At 54.2% G+C, this 16,848-nt stretch carries 19 protein-coding genes and 1 other RNA gene; 14 read left to right on the forward strand and 6 right to left on the reverse strand.

Annotated features, from left to right (window positions below):
* Positions 1 to 6: 6 nt before the first annotated feature.
* The 7 genes from D8M23_RS01180 (at position 7) to D8M23_RS01210 (ending at position 5,284) form a co-directional block, all read left to right on the forward strand.
* Positions 7 to 774, forward strand: a complete 768-nt coding sequence (locus D8M23_RS01180) for an ABC transporter ATP-binding protein (protein WP_126853206.1) — start codon at positions 7 to 9, stop codon at positions 772 to 774.
* A 203-nt stretch (positions 775 to 977) separates the two neighbouring features.
* Positions 978 to 2,267 carry a CpaF family protein gene (locus D8M23_RS01185; protein ID WP_006889225.1) on the forward strand — a complete coding sequence of 430 codons (1,290 nt, stop codon included), beginning with the start codon at positions 978 to 980 and terminating at the stop codon, positions 2,265 to 2,267.
* A 2-nt stretch (positions 2,268 to 2,269) separates the two neighbouring features.
* Complete coding sequence (locus D8M23_RS01190) at positions 2,270 to 3,124, forward strand: type II secretion system F family protein (RefSeq protein WP_126853208.1); 855 nt, start codon at positions 2,270 to 2,272, stop codon at positions 3,122 to 3,124.
* A complete protein-coding gene (locus D8M23_RS01195) occupies positions 3,121 to 4,056 on the forward strand; it encodes a type II secretion system F family protein (RefSeq protein WP_126853209.1) in 936 nt (311 codons plus the stop codon). The genes D8M23_RS01190 and D8M23_RS01195 overlap by 4 nt, the downstream gene beginning before the upstream one ends.
* Positions 4,057 to 4,116: 60 nt before the next feature.
* Positions 4,117 to 4,353 carry a hypothetical protein gene (locus D8M23_RS01200; RefSeq protein WP_006889161.1) on the forward strand — a complete coding sequence of 79 codons (237 nt, stop codon included), beginning with the start codon at positions 4,117 to 4,119 and terminating at the stop codon, positions 4,351 to 4,353.
* Between the two features lie 27 nt (positions 4,354 to 4,380).
* Positions 4,381 to 4,800, forward strand: coding sequence for a TadE/TadG family type IV pilus assembly protein (locus D8M23_RS01205; protein WP_094757710.1), 420 nt, complete (start codon positions 4,381 to 4,383; stop codon positions 4,798 to 4,800).
* Entirely contained in the window at positions 4,769 to 5,284 is a 516-nt protein-coding gene (locus tag D8M23_RS01210) for a pilus assembly protein TadE (protein WP_238693720.1), read from the forward strand. The genes D8M23_RS01205 and D8M23_RS01210 overlap by 32 nt, the downstream gene beginning before the upstream one ends.
* A gap of 223 nt (positions 5,285 to 5,507) precedes the next feature.
* Here D8M23_RS01210 and D8M23_RS01215 read toward each other — a convergent pair whose 3' ends face one another.
* Both D8M23_RS01215 and D8M23_RS01220 read right to left on the reverse strand, forming a co-directional pair.
* A complete protein-coding gene (locus D8M23_RS01215; RefSeq protein WP_126853211.1) occupies positions 5,508 to 6,281 on the reverse strand; it encodes a DUF6318 family protein in 774 nt (257 codons plus the stop codon).
* 69 nt (positions 6,282 to 6,350) lie between these two features.
* Positions 6,351 to 7,118, reverse strand: coding sequence for a DUF6318 family protein (locus tag D8M23_RS01220; RefSeq protein WP_238693764.1), 768 nt, complete (start codon positions 7,116 to 7,118; stop codon positions 6,351 to 6,353).
* A gap of 357 nt (positions 7,119 to 7,475) precedes the next feature.
* Here D8M23_RS01220 and prfB point away from each other — a divergent pair, with 357 nt between their 5' ends.
* The 7 genes from prfB to D8M23_RS01255 all read left to right on the forward strand — a co-directional run bounded on the left by prfB (position 7,476) and on the right by D8M23_RS01255 (position 12,921).
* A complete protein-coding gene (gene prfB, locus D8M23_RS01225) occupies positions 7,476 to 8,603 on the forward strand; it encodes a peptide chain release factor 2 (protein WP_126853215.1) in 1,128 nt (375 codons plus the stop codon).
* A 49-nt stretch (positions 8,604 to 8,652) separates the two neighbouring features.
* A complete protein-coding gene (smpB, locus tag D8M23_RS01230) occupies positions 8,653 to 9,147 on the forward strand; it encodes an SsrA-binding protein SmpB (RefSeq protein WP_037235281.1) in 495 nt (164 codons plus the stop codon).
* Positions 9,148 to 9,292: 145 nt separating this feature from the next.
* Positions 9,293 to 9,664, forward strand: coding sequence for a DUF4190 domain-containing protein (locus D8M23_RS01235; RefSeq protein WP_126853217.1), 372 nt, complete (start codon positions 9,293 to 9,295; stop codon positions 9,662 to 9,664).
* Positions 9,665 to 9,866: 202 nt separating this feature from the next.
* The gene (locus D8M23_RS01240; protein WP_238693721.1) at positions 9,867 to 10,358 is read left to right on the forward strand and encodes a DUF4190 domain-containing protein; all 492 of its coding nucleotides are present in this window, start codon (positions 9,867 to 9,869) and stop codon (positions 10,356 to 10,358) included.
* 559 nt (positions 10,359 to 10,917) lie between these two features.
* Positions 10,918 to 11,532 (forward strand): DUF4190 domain-containing protein, encoded by a 615-nt coding sequence (locus D8M23_RS01245; protein WP_126853219.1) that lies wholly within the window; start codon positions 10,918 to 10,920, stop codon positions 11,530 to 11,532.
* A 210-nt stretch (positions 11,533 to 11,742) separates the two neighbouring features.
* Positions 11,743 to 12,116: a transfer-messenger RNA gene (gene ssrA / locus D8M23_RS01250) on the forward strand.
* A gap of 235 nt (positions 12,117 to 12,351) precedes the next feature.
* The gene (locus D8M23_RS01255; protein ID WP_126853220.1) at positions 12,352 to 12,921 is read left to right on the forward strand and encodes a hypothetical protein; all 570 of its coding nucleotides are present in this window, start codon (positions 12,352 to 12,354) and stop codon (positions 12,919 to 12,921) included.
* Positions 12,922 to 13,008: 87 nt separating this feature from the next.
* Here D8M23_RS01255 and D8M23_RS01260 read toward each other — a convergent pair whose 3' ends face one another.
* The 4 genes from D8M23_RS01260 to rsrA all read right to left on the reverse strand — a co-directional run bounded on the left by D8M23_RS01260 (position 13,009) and on the right by rsrA (position 16,848).
* Entirely contained in the window at positions 13,009 to 13,830 is an 822-nt protein-coding gene (locus D8M23_RS01260) for an inositol monophosphatase family protein (protein ID WP_023134019.1), read from the reverse strand.
* A gap of 74 nt (positions 13,831 to 13,904) precedes the next feature.
* Entirely contained in the window at positions 13,905 to 15,032 is a 1,128-nt protein-coding gene (gene rsgA, locus D8M23_RS01265; protein WP_126853222.1) for a ribosome small subunit-dependent GTPase A, read from the reverse strand.
* Complete coding sequence (gene aroA / locus D8M23_RS01270) at positions 15,032 to 16,504, reverse strand: 3-phosphoshikimate 1-carboxyvinyltransferase (RefSeq protein ID WP_126853224.1); 1,473 nt, start codon at positions 16,502 to 16,504, stop codon at positions 15,032 to 15,034. The genes rsgA and aroA overlap by 1 nt, the downstream gene beginning before the upstream one ends.
* An 83-nt stretch (positions 16,505 to 16,587) precedes the next feature.
* Complete coding sequence (gene rsrA, locus D8M23_RS01275; protein ID WP_006887573.1) at positions 16,588 to 16,848, reverse strand: mycothiol system anti-sigma-R factor; 261 nt, start codon at positions 16,846 to 16,848, stop codon at positions 16,588 to 16,590.

The following is a 16,848-nucleotide window of genomic DNA, read 5'->3' on the forward strand; positions in this document are numbered from 1 at the left end:
AAGCGCATGAAGATTAAGAAGATGCAGCTGCCCCCTATTGACCCTAACGCACCAGTGGTCATTAGGGTGGATAACCTCGTCAAAAGCTTCGTGCTCAGGCACACTCGGTCCATGAAGGAAGCCTTCGTGTGGCTGATGAAAGGCCGTAAAGGCGACCTGTCGGAGAAATTCAACGCGCTCAACGGCGTGACTATCGATATCCAGCAGGGCGAACGTGTAGCCTTGCTGGGGCTTAACGGTTCGGGCAAGTCCACTCTGCTAAAGCTCATCTCGGGTGTGATGCAGCCCGACAAAGGTAAGGTAATGACCCGTGGTGATATCGCTGGGTTGATTGAGGTTGGCGCCGGTTTTCACCCGGACCTCACGGGGCGCGATAATGTGTACCTCAACGGTGCCATTCTGGGCATGTCGAAATCCAAGATTGATGCGGCATTCGATGATATTGTCGCATTCTCCGAGATCGGCGAGTTTATCGACACCGAGGTGAAATTCTATTCGTCAGGTATGTATCTGCGTCTAGCTTTCTCAGTCGCTATTCACACGAACCCGGATATTTTCCTGGTGGATGAGATTCTGGCGGTCGGTGATGAACCGTTCCAGAAGAAATGCATCCAGAAGATCAAAGAACTGTGCCTTGACGGTAAGACCCTCGTTGTAGTGAGCCACGACTTGGACCTGGTATCGAAAATCTGCGAACGCGGTGTGGTACTGGAGCAGGGTAACCTGCGTTTCGATGGAACTATTGATAAGGCTGTGAAGATCATCCGCGGATAGCTCTACGCCGTGTCTCATGCCATATGTAGAGGCCTGCTTCCTATGGGGGAGCGGGCCTTTACGTATGTCCTCAGATATTTCAGTTCCCTAAATTTGTGAGCTAATGAATGGTTTTGGTTTGATAAATCTTCGCCGTTAGGGGTAGTCTATGTACAGTAATCACATCACCGTACATCAACCTCATCGTAAGCGGGAGACCAACCATGGAGAGCTCCAGAGCTACTCTTCCGTATGATAACCGCTCAGCTTCCGGCACATCATACGAGAGCTACTTACTGATCGCGCAGCATGTGCGTGAGCAGATTCGCGCGCGTGAACTAGACCCGTACACGTCGCGCGATGAAGTTGTGTCGATTATTGAGGCGTCAGTTGCAGACTATGATCGCCGGATGCTGCGCGCATCCTTACCGGTACTTCATGATGCTGCAGATGCTATCCGCTATTTAACGGATGATATTTGTGGTTTTGGCCCGCTGCAGCGTTTCCTGGATGATGACAGTATTGAGGAAATCTGGATTAACGCCCCTGATGAGATTTTTGTGGCTCGGTCGGGGGAGAGTGAGCTGACGGGTCTACGTCTAGATATTGACAATATTAACCATCTGCTGGAGCGCATGCTGAAACCTTCCGGTCGACGCTTAGACCTTTCGTCTCCGTTCGTGGATGCATCCTTACCTGATGGGTCACGTTTGCATGCTGTTATTCCTGACGTGACCCGTAGCCACCCCAGTATTAACATCCGTAAATTTATTGTGCGTGCCCGCAGGCTGCCCGACCTCGTGAAGCTTGGATCTATGAGTGCTGGTGCTGCGGGTTTGTTACATGCGGCTGTTGAAAGCGGCATGAATATTTTAGTCTCTGGCGCTACTCAGGCTGGTAAAACTACCATGTTGAACTGCCTGTCCGCATCGATCCCGCCGCGTGAGCGGGTTATTACCTGCGAAGAAATTTTTGAATTACAGGTTCCCCTGCGCGATGTTGTGGGTATGCAGTGCCGTCAAGCCAACCTTGAAGGAACCGGCTCTATTTCGCTGCGTCGGCTGGTGAAAGAAGCACTTCGTATGCGCCCAGACCGCATCATCATTGGTGAGGTTCGTGAGGCGGAGTCTTTAGATATGCTCATCGCTCTTAACGCTGGTCTTCCGGGGATGTGCACTATCCACGCAAACTCGGCACGGGACGCCGTGACGAAGATCTGTACCCTGCCTTTGCTGGCGGGGGAGAATATTTCCTCGGCATTCGTGGTTCCCACGGTTGCCAGCTGCTTCGATTTGATTGTGCACTGTGAACGTGATGCACGCGGGTACCGCCGGGTCGAGGAGATTTACATGCTTGGCGGTCGCGTTGAGAACGGTGTGATTGAGATGTCACCGCTGTTTGTGCGCCAGGAAGGCCGTATGGTGTGCACCGCCCTTGAACTGCCTCACCCTGAGCGGTGGGCTCGTGCCGGGCATGCTCCGGAACGGATACTGGCTATGGCGAAGGCGGGGTAGTTGTGAACGTCCTTTTAGGGTTGCTGTTGGGGGCTGGCGCGTTTCTGCTGTGGTGGTCGTGTTGGCCTGTTCCTGCCGGTGAGGAACGCCCGAATCGTGAACCAAAGATGGTAATCATGCTGCGTAAAGCTGGTATGCATTCACTGAGTCTTCGGACGTTTATGTGGCTTAGTGTTGGTTCTGCAGCTATTACGGCACTCGTGATTTTTGCGGTCACCTCCCTGCTGAATTTGGCGTTATTAAGTTCGGTGGCTGGTTTCTATCTTCCTCGCATTGTTGTGTCTCGCCGCGCGCAGGCGCGTGAAGCTAAGGTGTGGGAGCAGTGGCCTGATGCGGTGGATCACTTGCGTTCGGCTATCCGTGCGGGCCTGTCTCTTCCTGAAGCGCTGGTGCAGCTGTCGTACCGTGGCCCTGAGGAGCTGCGTGATGCATTTGCGCGGTTTGGTTCAGACTATCGGGCAAGTGGCGAGTTTATCCCGTCGCTGAACCGTTTGAAAGAGTACTTAGCGGATCCTGTTGCAGACACCATTATTGAGTCGTTGAAGATTGCTCGTGAAGTGGGCGGTAGCGATTTGGGACGTCTGCTGGGCACTCTTAGTGATTTTTTGCGTGAGAGCTCCCGTACCCGGGCGGAGCTTCAGGCGCGGCAGTCGTGGACGGTGAACGGCGCGAAGCTCGCGTGTGTTGCACCGTGGGTGGTGCTCATGCTGATGGCCACTCAGCCTGCTGTGCGTACCGTCTATAATTCGTGGGCTGGCTTTATTCTTATGCTTTCCGGCGTTGTGCTTTCGTGGATTGCTTATCGCCTGATGCTTCGTATCGGTACTTTGCCGAGTGAAAAGAGGGTGTTTGTATGAGAAGCCTGTACATCCTCCTGGGGTTACTTCTCGGGTCGGGCCTGTGGCTTGTGATTAGCACGTTCGTGCGGTCACGGCGCTCAGGGTTTGCTGAGCGTATTGCCCCGCAGATGCGGTCAGTGACTGTGCGCGAAAGCCTCTCGCGGGAGACCGAGGAAACCCCCACCTCTTTGGGGGCGGTTCTGCTGGTTTTCTTTGGCCCGATGCTTGACCGCATTACCTCGCGGATGCGGAATTCGTCGATGACCGATGAGTCATTGCGGGAGCGTTTGCGCCGTGCGGGCGAGGACGAGAACGTGAGTAAATTCAGGGCGGAGCAGCTTCTGTGGGCTCTTGCTGGCGTGGGAATGATGAGTGCGTTGACTGTTATCGGCGTCATTCAAGAGCGTATTTCTGTACCCGCTGGTATTGTTCTCATCGCAGTGTGCGGTGTGAGTGGGTTTATGGCCCGTGACTGGTGGCTGGGGGAGAGGATCAAAAAGCGCGAGAAGATGCTGATTACCGAGTTCCCCGCGCTGGCTGAGCTTATGGCTTTGTCGGTGACAGCTGGTGAGTCGGCTTTGGGCGCTTTGGAACGTATCTGCCGCACCTCTAACGGAGAGCTGTCCCGTGAATTCTCGGATATTCTGGCGCAGACCCGCACCGGGTCGGGGTTACTGCCTGCCCTCTATGATTTTGCGAGGCGCACCCAGGTGCCTGCACTGAACCGTTTTGTGGACGGCGTGGCAGTGGCTATTGAACGCGGTACCCCGCTGGCTGATGTGCTTCGCGCACAGGCCCAGGATGCCCGCGATAACGCTAAACGTGAACTGATGGAAACCGCCGGTAAGAAAGAGATCGCGATGCTCGCACCCGTGGTGTTTTTCATCCTTCCGTTGACCGTAGTTTTTGCGATATTCCCCGGACTATCGCTGTTGCATCTAACTATTTAGAGGCAATAACCTGTACCATTTGGCCCCGCACGGGGTTCTCTAGCAGTAAAGGAGAGGACAATGTTCCGCCGTATTCGTACTTCGTTGGCTTTGCTGACTGCACTAGCGATGACCGCTCTGGTGGCGGGTCGTGTTTTCGGTTCCCGTTCAGGCTCTGATGATCCTGAGCGGGGCGACGTCCCCGGCTGGGTGATGATCACCATGATGAGCGCCGTTCTGGTTGCTGCTATCTTGGCAGTCGCTCAGCCTGCTCTGACCACTATGTTTAATGACGCTATCGCAAAGGTCGGTCGCTAACTGGTCATGCGTGCCTGTGGCAAGTGTGTGACCTGTAGAAGGGGCAAAGAGGGCACCGGAGCAGATGCAGACCGTGGGGATGCGAGCACCGATTTTGTGATGGTCTCGGCCCTGTTAGCACTGATTACTGTGGCTATTTTGCAGGTTTCGTATGCTTTTTATGTGCGTAACCTGCTCCTGGATGCGGCCAGTGCTGGGGCACGGTACGGCACTCTGCACGACCGTAACCCTTCTGAGAGTGTTGACCGTACCTCTGAGATTATTCGCGGTTCGCTCCCCGGTAACTATGCACAGAATGTTTCGTACAGCGAAAGTTTTAACTCTGCGGGGGCTCGAGTGCTTGAGGTGAACGTTTCGGCGCCGCTTCCGGTGCTCGGCCCTTTCGGGTTACCTAATTCATTATCGGTGAAGGCTCATGCGGTATACCCAGTCCAAACAGAAGAGTAGTGCGCGAGTGCGTGGTGCCGTGAAGATCCTCTCCCTTAAGGCAGTGTGTGCGCGTACCCGCTGGGGACGCCGCAAGAGGGCGGCTTCTTCTCAAAGCCCCGATGAGGGAAGCGCAATCGTGGAGTTCCTGGGGTTGGGCATTACCTTGCTTATCCCCATTATGTATGGGGTTTTGACGGTTTTTAGCCTGCAGGCCTCGGTGATGGCTGCCCATTCGGCAAGCGCCCAGGTGGCGCAGTATGTTCGGGAGCTGCCTAAGGAGCAGAGCCTCTCGCAGGCCCAGGCGAATGAGCTGGCGACCCTGGTGGCTCAGGATTATGGGGTGGCTGCGTCGGATATTTCGGTGGCGTTATCATGCAGCTCTTCGTGTGGGTCGAACGATACGATCCGGGTTGATGTATCCGTTAATGCGCGGCTTCCTTTGGTCCCTATCGGTAATGGGGTGGTCCCGGTGAGCTCGTATTCGATGAGCTGGGGGAGCTAAAAGCGTAGTGCCTCTGCTGGCTAGAACCGATATAACGCTTTTGTATCGGCCAGCAGCAGCTGAGGCAGGGCATTTGGGGCGCGCAGTAGGTGTGACTCTAGATTGGACATACTCAATCTGAGGGAACGAAATCTGGTAGTGTCAGTATAGCGAGAAGGTTATTCATTCATTTGAGGTTTCTGAATACAGTAACACCTAATGAGTAACCCTCAATTTAACACTTTTATTTATCGAATTTGACAATACTTTGCACCTCGCGCATCAACCAATCGGTTCCAGTGTAGACAATCTTAAACTCCACACTATATTTATTTTGTTCAGTGAAATCCTCCGTGCGAATAGTGCGCCTCTCATTATCAAATATTAGTGTAGGAGGAATAACAGTACGACCCAGGAGAGAATATTCATAATCTTTCCCCGACACTTTTTCAAAACTATCTTTCTCATAAAAGATTTTTCGAATACCTCCGATTATCCACCCTCCTTTCTCATACACAGATTTCATATAAGCGATAGCTTGAAGTTCCTTGGTATAAGCACCCGAGGTAATATGCGCGTACCCCTTCACGTCCCCTGTTTGAAGAGCATAATTACGCTGCTCATTCCAATACTCAATAAACTTAAAAAACGCTTCCGGGGTTTCAAGGTTCATACCCTCAGGCTCTTGAGGCTTGGGAACATTCTGTGCCGGGCCCTTATCATCAGCAGGACGGTACTCACCCTCCGGTGCCTGCGAACCACCTGAGAACCCTTTACTAAATGTTTCCCCTACAGGGGTAGGGGTTGCTGATGTATCACTGCCGCCAGAGGCAGAAGCTTCAGGCGACGAAGTCTGCGGTGTCGACGAACCAGCCTCAGACGAAGAACCCGCCTGCCCTTCAGTATTACCAGCACCACCACAGGCGGTAAAAGCCACAGCTCCTAGCCCCGTACCAGCGAGCAACAGTGCACGACGGCGAGTGAACATACTCGGATCAGGCATGGGCATATAGTTCATGATTATCTGTCTTTCTCGGGTTAATATAAACCCAGTCTAAAGAGTGCTAGAGAAACAGGCTCTTCCCTATTACTCTTTCTCTTGGCTCGTATCCTTCTGCCCGGTTAATGGGGACAGCCCGAGAATTTTCCACCCAGTGTCTGTATGGCGAATATGCAGATAGAAGGTATCATCATCATGACGATCATTCTCCTGAACATCCCATTGTCCGTTGCCTTGAACTTCAATCTGTTTAATCCACTTCAGGTAAAATTCCCACAGGTATGTACCATCATCTTTCATTACGGGATCATCCCCATGAAACTCAAAAACATCTATACCATCTATAATCCAGCCCCCTTCTTGATAGAGCTTAGTATAGTAATCATAGCGTTCTATTTCTTCGGTGAATTCATTCGACACAAACTGACGAGCAACATCAAAATCCCCAGTCTGAATCCCATAGTTACTCCACTCAACCCAAGCAAAGACTGACTTCTTCAAGCCCTCCAAAGAATTCACCTTATAACTCTCATCAGGACGGGCAGGCACACGAACATTCTGCGCAGGACCCCGATAATCCGCCATCACATACTTCCCCTCAGGGGCTTTCTCACCACCGGAATACCCCTTCGAAAAACTAGGGTCAGGGGTATTAGAAGCCTCACCGGAGACAGAGGGACTAGCACTACCACTGTCCTGAGGTGTCTCTGAAGCAGAACTGGAGCTGCTGGATTCCTGCTCAGCCGCCTTATTCCCACCACCACAGGCCGCAAGGCCCAGTGACCCTAACCCCACACCAGCGAGCAGCAGCGCACGACGACGCGGAACAATACGGTCAGCGTTCAGTTCTACCATCACGAGAGTTCTCCCCTTCATTAGCATCAGAAGGCCCCGTGCACAACAGGCGGCAGAAAATACACCCACATGGTCAGGCCCGGAAGCGCCTCAATCTTATTGGTTCAATGTGAATACGTACCCTTAGACTACGGGCTGAGACTCAACAAATCAAAGCTCAGTGGATGTAACACGCCCAAAAACTAGATTGTACATATGAGTCCTTAGTTTTTGAGGAATACGGCCCACGAATTATTCAGAGTGAGGCTAGGGGAGCGTTATCTTATTGTTTTGCCTAGCAATACGCGTTGTGCGTTTCGCAGTGATAATACTGTTCTGGTGAGACTTTCAGGGATTTTCGCGCTACTGTTAAGGGCTATGGCATCTTTCGATTTTTCTGCTGAAATTAGGGAACTGCGCGCTGTTTACGCCTCAATCGCCACTGTGAGCGACCTTGAGGGTATTGAACGTGCCATTGCGGAATTATCGGAACGTGCCGCCGACCCGCAGCTATGGGACGATCCGCAGGTTGCGCAACAGGTAACAAGCGCCCTGTCGCATAAGCAAGCTGAGCTGAACCGCCTAACATCGTTGGGATCGCGTATTGACGATGTTGAAGTCATGGTTGAGCTCGCCGAAGCGGAGGACCCGCAAAGTGCGCAGGAGCTTCTGAGCGAGGCGCGTACTGAATGTGTGAGCATCCGCCGCAAGCTTGAAGAGCTAGAGGTACTCGTGCTGCTATCAGGCGAATACGATCAGCGTGAGGCTGTGGTAACGATCCGCTCGGGGGCTGGCGGGGTAGATGCTGCTGATTTTGCTGAGATGCTTCTGCGTATGTACCTGCGCTGGGCCGAAAAGAACGGTTACCCGACGAAATTGCTTGACACCTCTTACGCTGAGGAAGCCGGGCTGAAGTCGGCGACGTTTGAGGTGAATGCCCCGTTCGCTTTTGGACGCCTATCGGTTGAAGCTGGGACGCACCGGCTGGTTCGTATCTCCCCGTTCGATAATCAAGGGCGACGCCAGACTTCCTTCGCGGCGGTGGAGGTGGTGCCACTCATTGAGCAGACTGACGCTATTGAGATTCCTGAGGCAGAGATTAAGGTGGATGTGTTCCGCTCGTCTGGCCCTGGCGGGCAGTCGGTGAATACCACCGATTCTGCGGTTCGCATGACTCACCTCCCTACGGGTATCGTGGTGTCGATGCAGAACGAGAAATCGCAGCTGCAGAACCGCGCTGCCGCTCTACGTGTGCTGCAGTCACGACTGCTTCTATTGCGTAAGGAAGAAGAGGACGCGAAAAAGAAGGAACTCGCTGGGGATATTAAAGCGAGTTGGGGGGATCAGATGCGTTCTTATGTACTGCATCCGTACCAGATGGTGAAGGACTTGCGTACCGGTTATGAAGAGGGAAATACTGCGAACGTGCTCGATGGTGGGCTGAACGCGTTTATTGATGCGGGTATCCGGTGGCGTGCATCATCCCGTTCTGCGGGTAAGGAATAGTAGCGGCGCTCAGGCGCGTCGCATGAGGAACATACAGCTAGAGGATATGATGGCTCAGAAGAAAAAGAAGGGCGTTAAAGACCCAAATAATTCAATTATTGCCCAGAATAAAAAAGCACGGCATAACTACAATATTGTTGAGACATATGAGGCAGGCCTTGTGCTAATGGGCACTGAGGTGAAGTCGTTGCGTGACGGTGGCGCCTCCATTACTGATGGCTTCTGCCAAGTGAACGGTAATGAAATGTGGCTTGAAGGTATTCACATTGCCGAATACGGGTATGGTACATGGACGAATCATGCTGCTCGCCGCCGCCGTAAACTGCTGCTGCATCGTACCGAGATTAACCGGTTGGGACAGAAGCTGAAGGAGACCGGCTATACTGTGGTTCCGCTTAAACTGTATTTCAGTAATGGTCGGGCAAAAGTTGAGATTGCCCTTGCCACCGGTAAACGCGAGTATGATAAACGCCAGGCCCTTCGGGAGAGGCAAGATACGTTGGAAGCGGCGCGCGCCATGCGCTACCGCAACCTTGGTGGCTAACTCGTTGGTAAAGGGAGAGCGAAGCTATAAAGGGTCCACGGTATAGCTCAGAGGATACCAGTGCGAAAGATGCGTTGTACCGTATAATGGAGGGTACCTTCACCCCATAAGTGGAGAGAACAATCAACCAAAGGAGACTGACTGCATGTCTGAAAATTTTAGCTCTAACAATGGGTCTGCTGATGCGCCTAAGTTTACCCCGGCTCCGCCTCCGCAGGGTGCGCCAGTACCGCCGCCCATGCAGGGCTACCAGCCGAATCCTAGCGCTGCTCTGGCTATTACAGCTTTGGTTCTCGGTATTCTTGCGTTCCTGATTAGCTTTATCCCAATCCTTGGGTGGTTGCTTGGTATCGGTGCCGTTGTTTGCGGTGCGATTGGCTTGTCGAAGATTAAAAAGCAACTGGCTAGCGGTAAAGGTATGGCAATTACTGGTATCGTGCTGGGCTCTATAGGGTTTGTTGCCGCATGCGGATGGTTCATTTTTGGCCTTATTGCCTATGCAGCAGGTGCTCACTAAAAGTAGCTACTTTTAAAGTGTAGAGTGTGGGACGTTCCCGGAGACGGCATGTCCCACACTTTGTTTAACCAATATTCCATTTGTCAGCGCGAGAAACGGCTAGCGAATTATTCAAAAACCTAATCTGATATGGGACGTCACCGCAGAAAGCCTGAGGAATAGATAGGTGTTTCCGTATAATGGTGTGTAGCCTCGTAACTTTGTGAGGCTATCAACCGACAAAGGATCTGACAACTTTGACCCTGGGAATGGGCCCGGTGAGACGCCAAAAGCTGCTTCGGCTTTGCCTCCGCAAGGTGTGCCGGTACCACCGCCCATGCAGGGCTACCAACCGAAGCCAAGCTCTGCACTGGCGATTACTGCCCTTGTATTGACCATCCTCGGCCTGCTAACCGCTATTTTCATGGTCGGTGGCCTGCTGGGCATGGTCGGCCTGATCCCCGCTATAGTTGCTCTTGCAAAAATTAAGAAGGGTAACGCAAGTGGTAAAGGGATGGCTATTACCAGTACCATTCTGGGTACCCTGTCTATCATCCTGGCTGTTGGTGTGCTGATTTTCAACATTATGGTTTTTGTGCAGATGCAGGAGTGCGCAAAGAAAGCCCAACACAATTCTAATTGTGAATATACCTGTGAAGTTATGGGGATGAAATTCACTGGGTACTCAAAAACTACCACCACGTATCGTCGCTAATATGTAGATGATATGGGCGGCCCGTAAAACTTGTACACTCCACCAGTCACAATAAGTACAGGATTATTAATACCACCATTTTTTAAAAATATGTATTAACGAATTATATGTACATAGAATATGGGAAACTAGGGTGTCTCAGCCGCTGTGGTTGGGGCACCCTAGTTAGTGGTATTTATATCGGAGACACAGCGCGGGAGCAAAGCAGGCTCTGAGGTAAAACAAGCTAGTATTGTCCTGATTACCTGGTACGGCAAAATACAGCACTGCGTTGATACCAGTGAGAAGGACTCCAACGGTACGGTGATCTGTCATATTGACGGGCAGAACTTCTCTGTAAACACTAGGGGTGGAATAGTAGTTCACGAGATTCTGTAAGCTTGGGGCGGCTCACTGGGGAGGGCGCACATCTCTGCTGATGGCGCGTTTTAGCCTTCTTTTGCGCGGTTAGACGCGGCTAACCGCAGGGTACCGTGCGTTTACATCTGATTCGCGTAAAATGGACTCACGCATGTTTTAAAATCGTGCGGTAATCGCCGAGCCCCAAGGAAGGGTATAGATGTCACATAATCCGTACCAGCAATACCCCGGTTACCCTGGTACTCCGCCGCAAGGACAGGGGGACTACCCGGCCTCCTACCCAGCCCCGGCACCGGGCTACCCGCAGCAGCAGGGGTACTATGCTGGGCAGCAGGCACCCGGCTACGGTACCCACCCAGGGCAGTATCAACAACATCCTGGGTACGAGGGTATAAACGCACCAGGATATGACTACGATTACTATGACCTTTACGACAACTATGGTGCCTACCCTGGGCAGGATACCGTCCCCAATGCGGTTCTTGCGATTACCTCGCTCATTGTTGGCCTATTGAGTTTGTTTCTGGGGATCTTCTACTATGTGGGAATACCGTTAGGTATCTTTGCCATAGTTGTAGGGATTGTTGCGCTTAATAAGATCGGTAAGAAAACTGCCACCGGTAAAGGATTCGCTATAGGTGGTATGGTCACAGGGGGACTGGCCCTTCTGGTAGCAGCAGTTACCATTACAATCACTGTTTTCTTGCATATACAGCTGGAGAATGACTGTCGTGAAGCTGGCACTCCCGACGGCAACGGGCACGTCACATGTGAACTTGACGATGGAAGCTCCATGACTGTTCCCGCCAAATAGGTACCGTCCTTCAAAGGGGATGCTTCTGAGTAGAAGACATCACCCTTTTACTGTCTCTCCCAGCAGAAGCGTCACGGTAACCCCACACAAGGTTTGCAATACATGAGCGCTACGGCTATACTGATTCTCTAACCGTTACTGAGCGGTGCCGTGCCGTCTAGGTATGGATACGGAAAACGTTCAGGACGGCGCTTTTTGATAAAAGCATAGGGGGATGATCGGTTTCGACGATGTGAGTCGAGATGGGTGAAGCGTGCCGAGGACGCAGGGTTATCTCGTTAACGCCCTCTGCAAACAAATAAGTGCAGAATCTAAGCGCACTGACTTCGCACTCGCTGCCTAAGCGCGAGTTGCAGTCTGTCGGCCTGAGCATGCCTTTGGCTCAGGGACCGGCATCGTTTTAAAAGGCCACTGCTGCTGGCCCTTGTCGTAGGGGCTAGCGGAACTTTTTATACGAATAGGTTCGTCGGTGTAAGTGTTTGTGCAAGCACCGGAGCCGAAAAGTAGCGTTTTCACAAACTGCGCACGGAGAAGCCCCGTCGAAGCCACAACGGACCGGGGTTCGATTCCCCGCATCTCCACAGAAATCCCCAGGGTTCCGCTCCACGGGACGAACCTGCTACAGTACCGCCTGGCCGCCTCCACACTAGTGGAGATGCCAGGCGGCTTACTATTTTAATAGACCGCTTATGCCGTGCATCGTTCCCCAGGATGCCGTAGTATCGTAAAGAGAGCACGCCCGCTAAAAACCGCCCCACCGGCAGGAAGGCGAACATATGCGGGGTGATACCAGTAAAGATTTTTTGCAGGAGACGGCATATGGAGCCCACACCTAATACACAGCACCCCTACGCCCAGCCTTCCTCACCCATGCAACCTGTGCCGCCGCTTGCCCAGCTGAGCCCCCAAACAGTGCACCCCCAAGCCGCGCCCACGGTAGCTGGTATAAGCGCTCTAGACTACGATTTCAGCTACAACCGTATGCCTGCCGAGTACGAGGTGCCCGACGAGTACCGGCGCCCCTACGGGCGAGCGCCCGGCGATATCCGCGGACCCGGTTATTTCTACGCAGTGGGTGGTTTTGCTCTAGCCCTTTTCTCGCTTGTATACTCTGGGGTTCAGAGTCTCACTACTCTCGCGCGCGCTGCGTCACTGTACCGGCCCTACGAGATCGTGCAAGTCACTAACGTACTCATGGGTGGGTTGCTTCCGGCACTTATGGCATTCATCCTAGGGATCTACGCGTTTAAGGTCAGCGGAAAGACTAAAACTAAAACCTCCGCATCCTCCCGTACAACCACTTTCGGCTCACTAGCTATAGTTCTGGGAGGCCTGAGCATTCTGGGATTGATAGGATCTGCGGTGCTCTATGTGCTTGCTTTCTTCTAATACAACAGGAAACATAAGATGCAGGGAGGGGACGCACAGAACGTGCGTCCCCTCCCTGCATACATATGTCAGAGAAGAGCGAGAGAGCTAGTCCTCGCTAATCCCGATATCGCTCAGCAGCCCCTGCGCTTTTGAGTGCAGTGCACCATTTGTGGCCAGCACGCTCGTGCGCTGGCTGTACGTGGTTGATGTCGCATTATTCCCGTTAAATGTGGTGATTTTACCGCCAGCTTCCCTCACAATCGGCACCAGAGCAGCCACATTGTGCATGTTCAGCTGCGGGTCAGCCGCGATATCGACGGCGCCTTCTGCCACTAAGCAGTACGACCAGAAATCGCCGTAAGCGCGGGTACGTTTCACGGACTGTGCTAAGGAGAAGAACCGCTGTTCCATACCGTTCTCAGCCCACCCCGCAAAATCTGAGTACGATAGTGAAGAATTCGCAATATTAGCGACTTTTGATACCTCTAAGCGGGTGGCGCGAGCCAAAGATTTACCAGCATAGGACCCTGAGCCTTTGGCGGCCCACCAGCGGCGCTGTAACGCGGGTGCAGACACTAGACCAACCACCGGCTCGCCCTCATCCAGAAGAGCAATGAGGGTAGCCCACACCGGCACACCACGCACAAAGTTGCTGGTGCCATCAATCGGGTCGATAACCCACTGCCGTGAGGTGGTACCCATGGTTCCCGACTCCTCACCAGCAACACCATCACGGATACGAGCCCTCTGCAGCTGGGCGCGGATCAGCTGCTCAATCTCACGGTCCGCATCGGTGACGGGGGTGCCGTCATCCTTCATGTGAACGCTCATGCTGTGGTCGGTAAAACGCGCCATCGCAACTCGATCAACGCTATCAGCTAAGGTGTGCGCTAGGCGCACGTCATCGGTGTAAGGGGTCGTGTTCATAGTCCTTATTCGGTTCTCGTATCGGTGGTCATAGTATTTATGGTACGCCCTTAGCGCCCATAATGAAGGAAACTTTAGGTGAGTGAGCCTAACTCCTTCTCATCGTCGCCCGCTTGGTCTGGGGCCGCCAGCAGTTTACGCATAGACGCCAACCGGTCGGCGCCACTGGGCCCAGCCTCACCGCGAGCAACATATGCGGTTATACCGCACCCGGAGGAGTCACCAGTGTGGGTGCACCCCCTAGGGCACTCTACCGCACCGGGGGCAAGGTCAGGAAATGCCTCCACAACCTTCTGCATCGAAACGTGGGCTAACCCGAAAGAGCGGATGCCCGGAGTGTCGATAATCCAGGTGCCTGGCGGAACCTCAACACCTGCATCCGAGGCGGGCTGAAGCGCTAACGCTGACGAAGACGTGTGCCGCCCCCGCCCAGTCACTGAATTCACGTGCCCGGTAGCGCGATCAGCACCCGTGAGGGCATTAACAAGAGTGGATTTTCCCACTCCCGAATGGCCCAACAGAACCGACACGTTCCCCAGCAGATCGCCCAGCAGCTCACGCACAGGGCCGGTAGTGAGGCCCTCAGCGCCCTCCTCGCTCGGGGCACGCCCATCAGATGCCGCGGAGAGCACAATCCGTAATCCCGAGCGCTGATAGTAGTCCAGCAGATCCTGAGGGTGGCGTATATCGGTTTTGGTGACGCACAGGATGGGCTCAATTCCCGCATCGTACGCAGCTACAACGGCACGGTCAATAAAACCGGTGCGGGGCTGAGGGTTTGCTGCAGCCACCACAATCACCAGCTGGTTTGCGTTCGCCACCACCACACGCTCGGTCGGGTCAGTATCATCCGCGCTACGCCGCAGCACGCAGGAGCGCTCACCTAGCCTCACGATGCGGGCGAGAGTATCTTTCTTGCCGGAGGTATCACCCACCACATCCACGAAATCGCCGGTGACAATTGCGGTACGGCGGAGCTCACGGGCCCGGGTTGCGACTAGGGTGCGCTCATTAACGGTGCCTTCGGCGACAACAACGGACCAGCGTCCCCGATCCACCGTAATGACACGGCCACGAATCGCGCTCTTGTGGGCGGGGCGGTCTTTCGTACGCGGCCGTGACCCGCGCTTATTGGGGCGCACCCGCACATCTGACTCGTCCCAGTCCAGCACATCACGGGAATTCAGCCGCGACGAACCCACTAGCGGCTCCCTTCCAGCTGGCCCAACATGTTATTCCACAGGCCGACAAAATCGGGGAGGGTTTTGGCGGTGGTAGCAATATTCTCAACCACCACACCGGGCACACGCAGCCCCAATACCGCCGCGAATGTGGCCATACGGTGGTCCTCGTAGGTGCGAACCGTCACCGCCGCATTGGTGGCTGCCCGCTGAACAGGAGCATCAATAACAAGCCCGTCATCAAGCTCATGGGCAGAGCCGCCCAACCGGTTAATCTCGGCCCTTAGGGCCTTCAGCCTGTCTGTCTCATGCCCACGCAGATGCGCGATACCACGCAGCTCGGTACGTGCCGGAAGTAAAGCGCAAATGGCGGCTAGCGTGGGTGCCAGCTCCCCGCATCGTGCCAAGTCAAAAACGTACTCTCTCTCGCCCCCCACTGCGGGGGAACCCGTGACCGTCAGCCCCTTATCACTGTAAGAGACTGTCGCACCAACTGCTGGCAGCAGCTCGCGCCACATATCGCCCCCCTGAGTGGTGCCAGGCTGACCGTCACCCGCCGGGGCGGGCCAGTCGGGAATCGTCACAGAGGTACCTGTCACCGTTGCCGCCGCAAGAAACGGGCCAGCGTTTGATAGGTCCGGCTCGATCGTCTTCTCAAACCCGCGGATAGCTCCGGGGCGCACCACCCATGTGTACTGCTCAGGAGAGCTCTCCACCCGAACGCCCAACTCACGCAGAGTCTCAACAGTCATCTCAATATGCGGCACTGAGGGTACCGCTTCCCCAACGTGCCGAATCACCAGCCCCTGCGGCAGACGCGGGGCCACCAACAGAAAAGCCGAAACGAACTGGGAAGACGCGCTGGCATCAATACGCACCTCTGGGATTGCGGAGCCCTCAACAGGGTGCTGCGCCAAACCCGAAGACTGCACCGTAAAAGGTAACGCATCGGCCTGATCGCCCTCACAGGGCACATCCACCCCCAGCTGGCGCAAGCCATCTAGCAGGGGAGCCATAGGGCGCTTGCGAGCGTGCGCGTCCCCATCGAAGCCGAACTCGCCAGGTAATAACGCCGCCAGAGCAGGCACAAAACGCATAACGGTTCCCGCCAGCCCGCAATCAATAGTGCTGTAACGCGGGATGGCGGAAGAGAAATCAATGGGGATGACCCGCAGGTCAGGGCCAAAAGGTGAGTCTGTCTCTAAAGACTCAAAACGTGCCCCAAGGGCCTCCAACGCCTTTATCATCAGCAGAGAGTCACGCGAATGTAACGGGGCGTGCACAACAGATGGGGAGTCCGCCATGGCCGCCAGCAGAAGATACCTGTTAGTGAGTGATTTAGACCCGGGGATACGTACCGTCGCCCGTGCGCCAGGTTCACCAGTGAATAGGGGGGCCGGCCAGTCACCCGGTGTCGCCCCGGGGTGAACGGGTGCCGTATCACTCATATGTATCCCCACAATCTTATTAATAGGCGGCGCGGCATCAGCCATAACGGGTGGGCAACAGCCACCCCGCCTACTATTCTACCGGGCACCCGCCTGTGGGTCCCACCGTGAAACAGTACGACACGGTACTACGCAGTAGCACAAAACTCGTCAATATACCCCATCAGTTTAGTCTTCAACGCCTCCGGAGCCTGCTGTGCACACGAGCTTTTAATCTTGGCACGCACCAGCTCCTCAAGATTCTTGGCCTCCGCACAGTGCGCACAATTATCAAGATGTTCCTGTAACTGAGCTATCTCCTCGGCGCTTAAGGCACCATCCAAATACTCGTAGATGCTTTTGAGCTGTTCAGAGCAGGGGTTTCCCCCGCAATCCTCTGTTTTTTCCAC

Source organism: Rothia sp. HSID18067 (assembly GCF_003989445.1).
Taxonomy (GTDB): domain Bacteria; phylum Actinomycetota; class Actinomycetes; order Actinomycetales; family Micrococcaceae; genus Rothia; species Rothia aeria.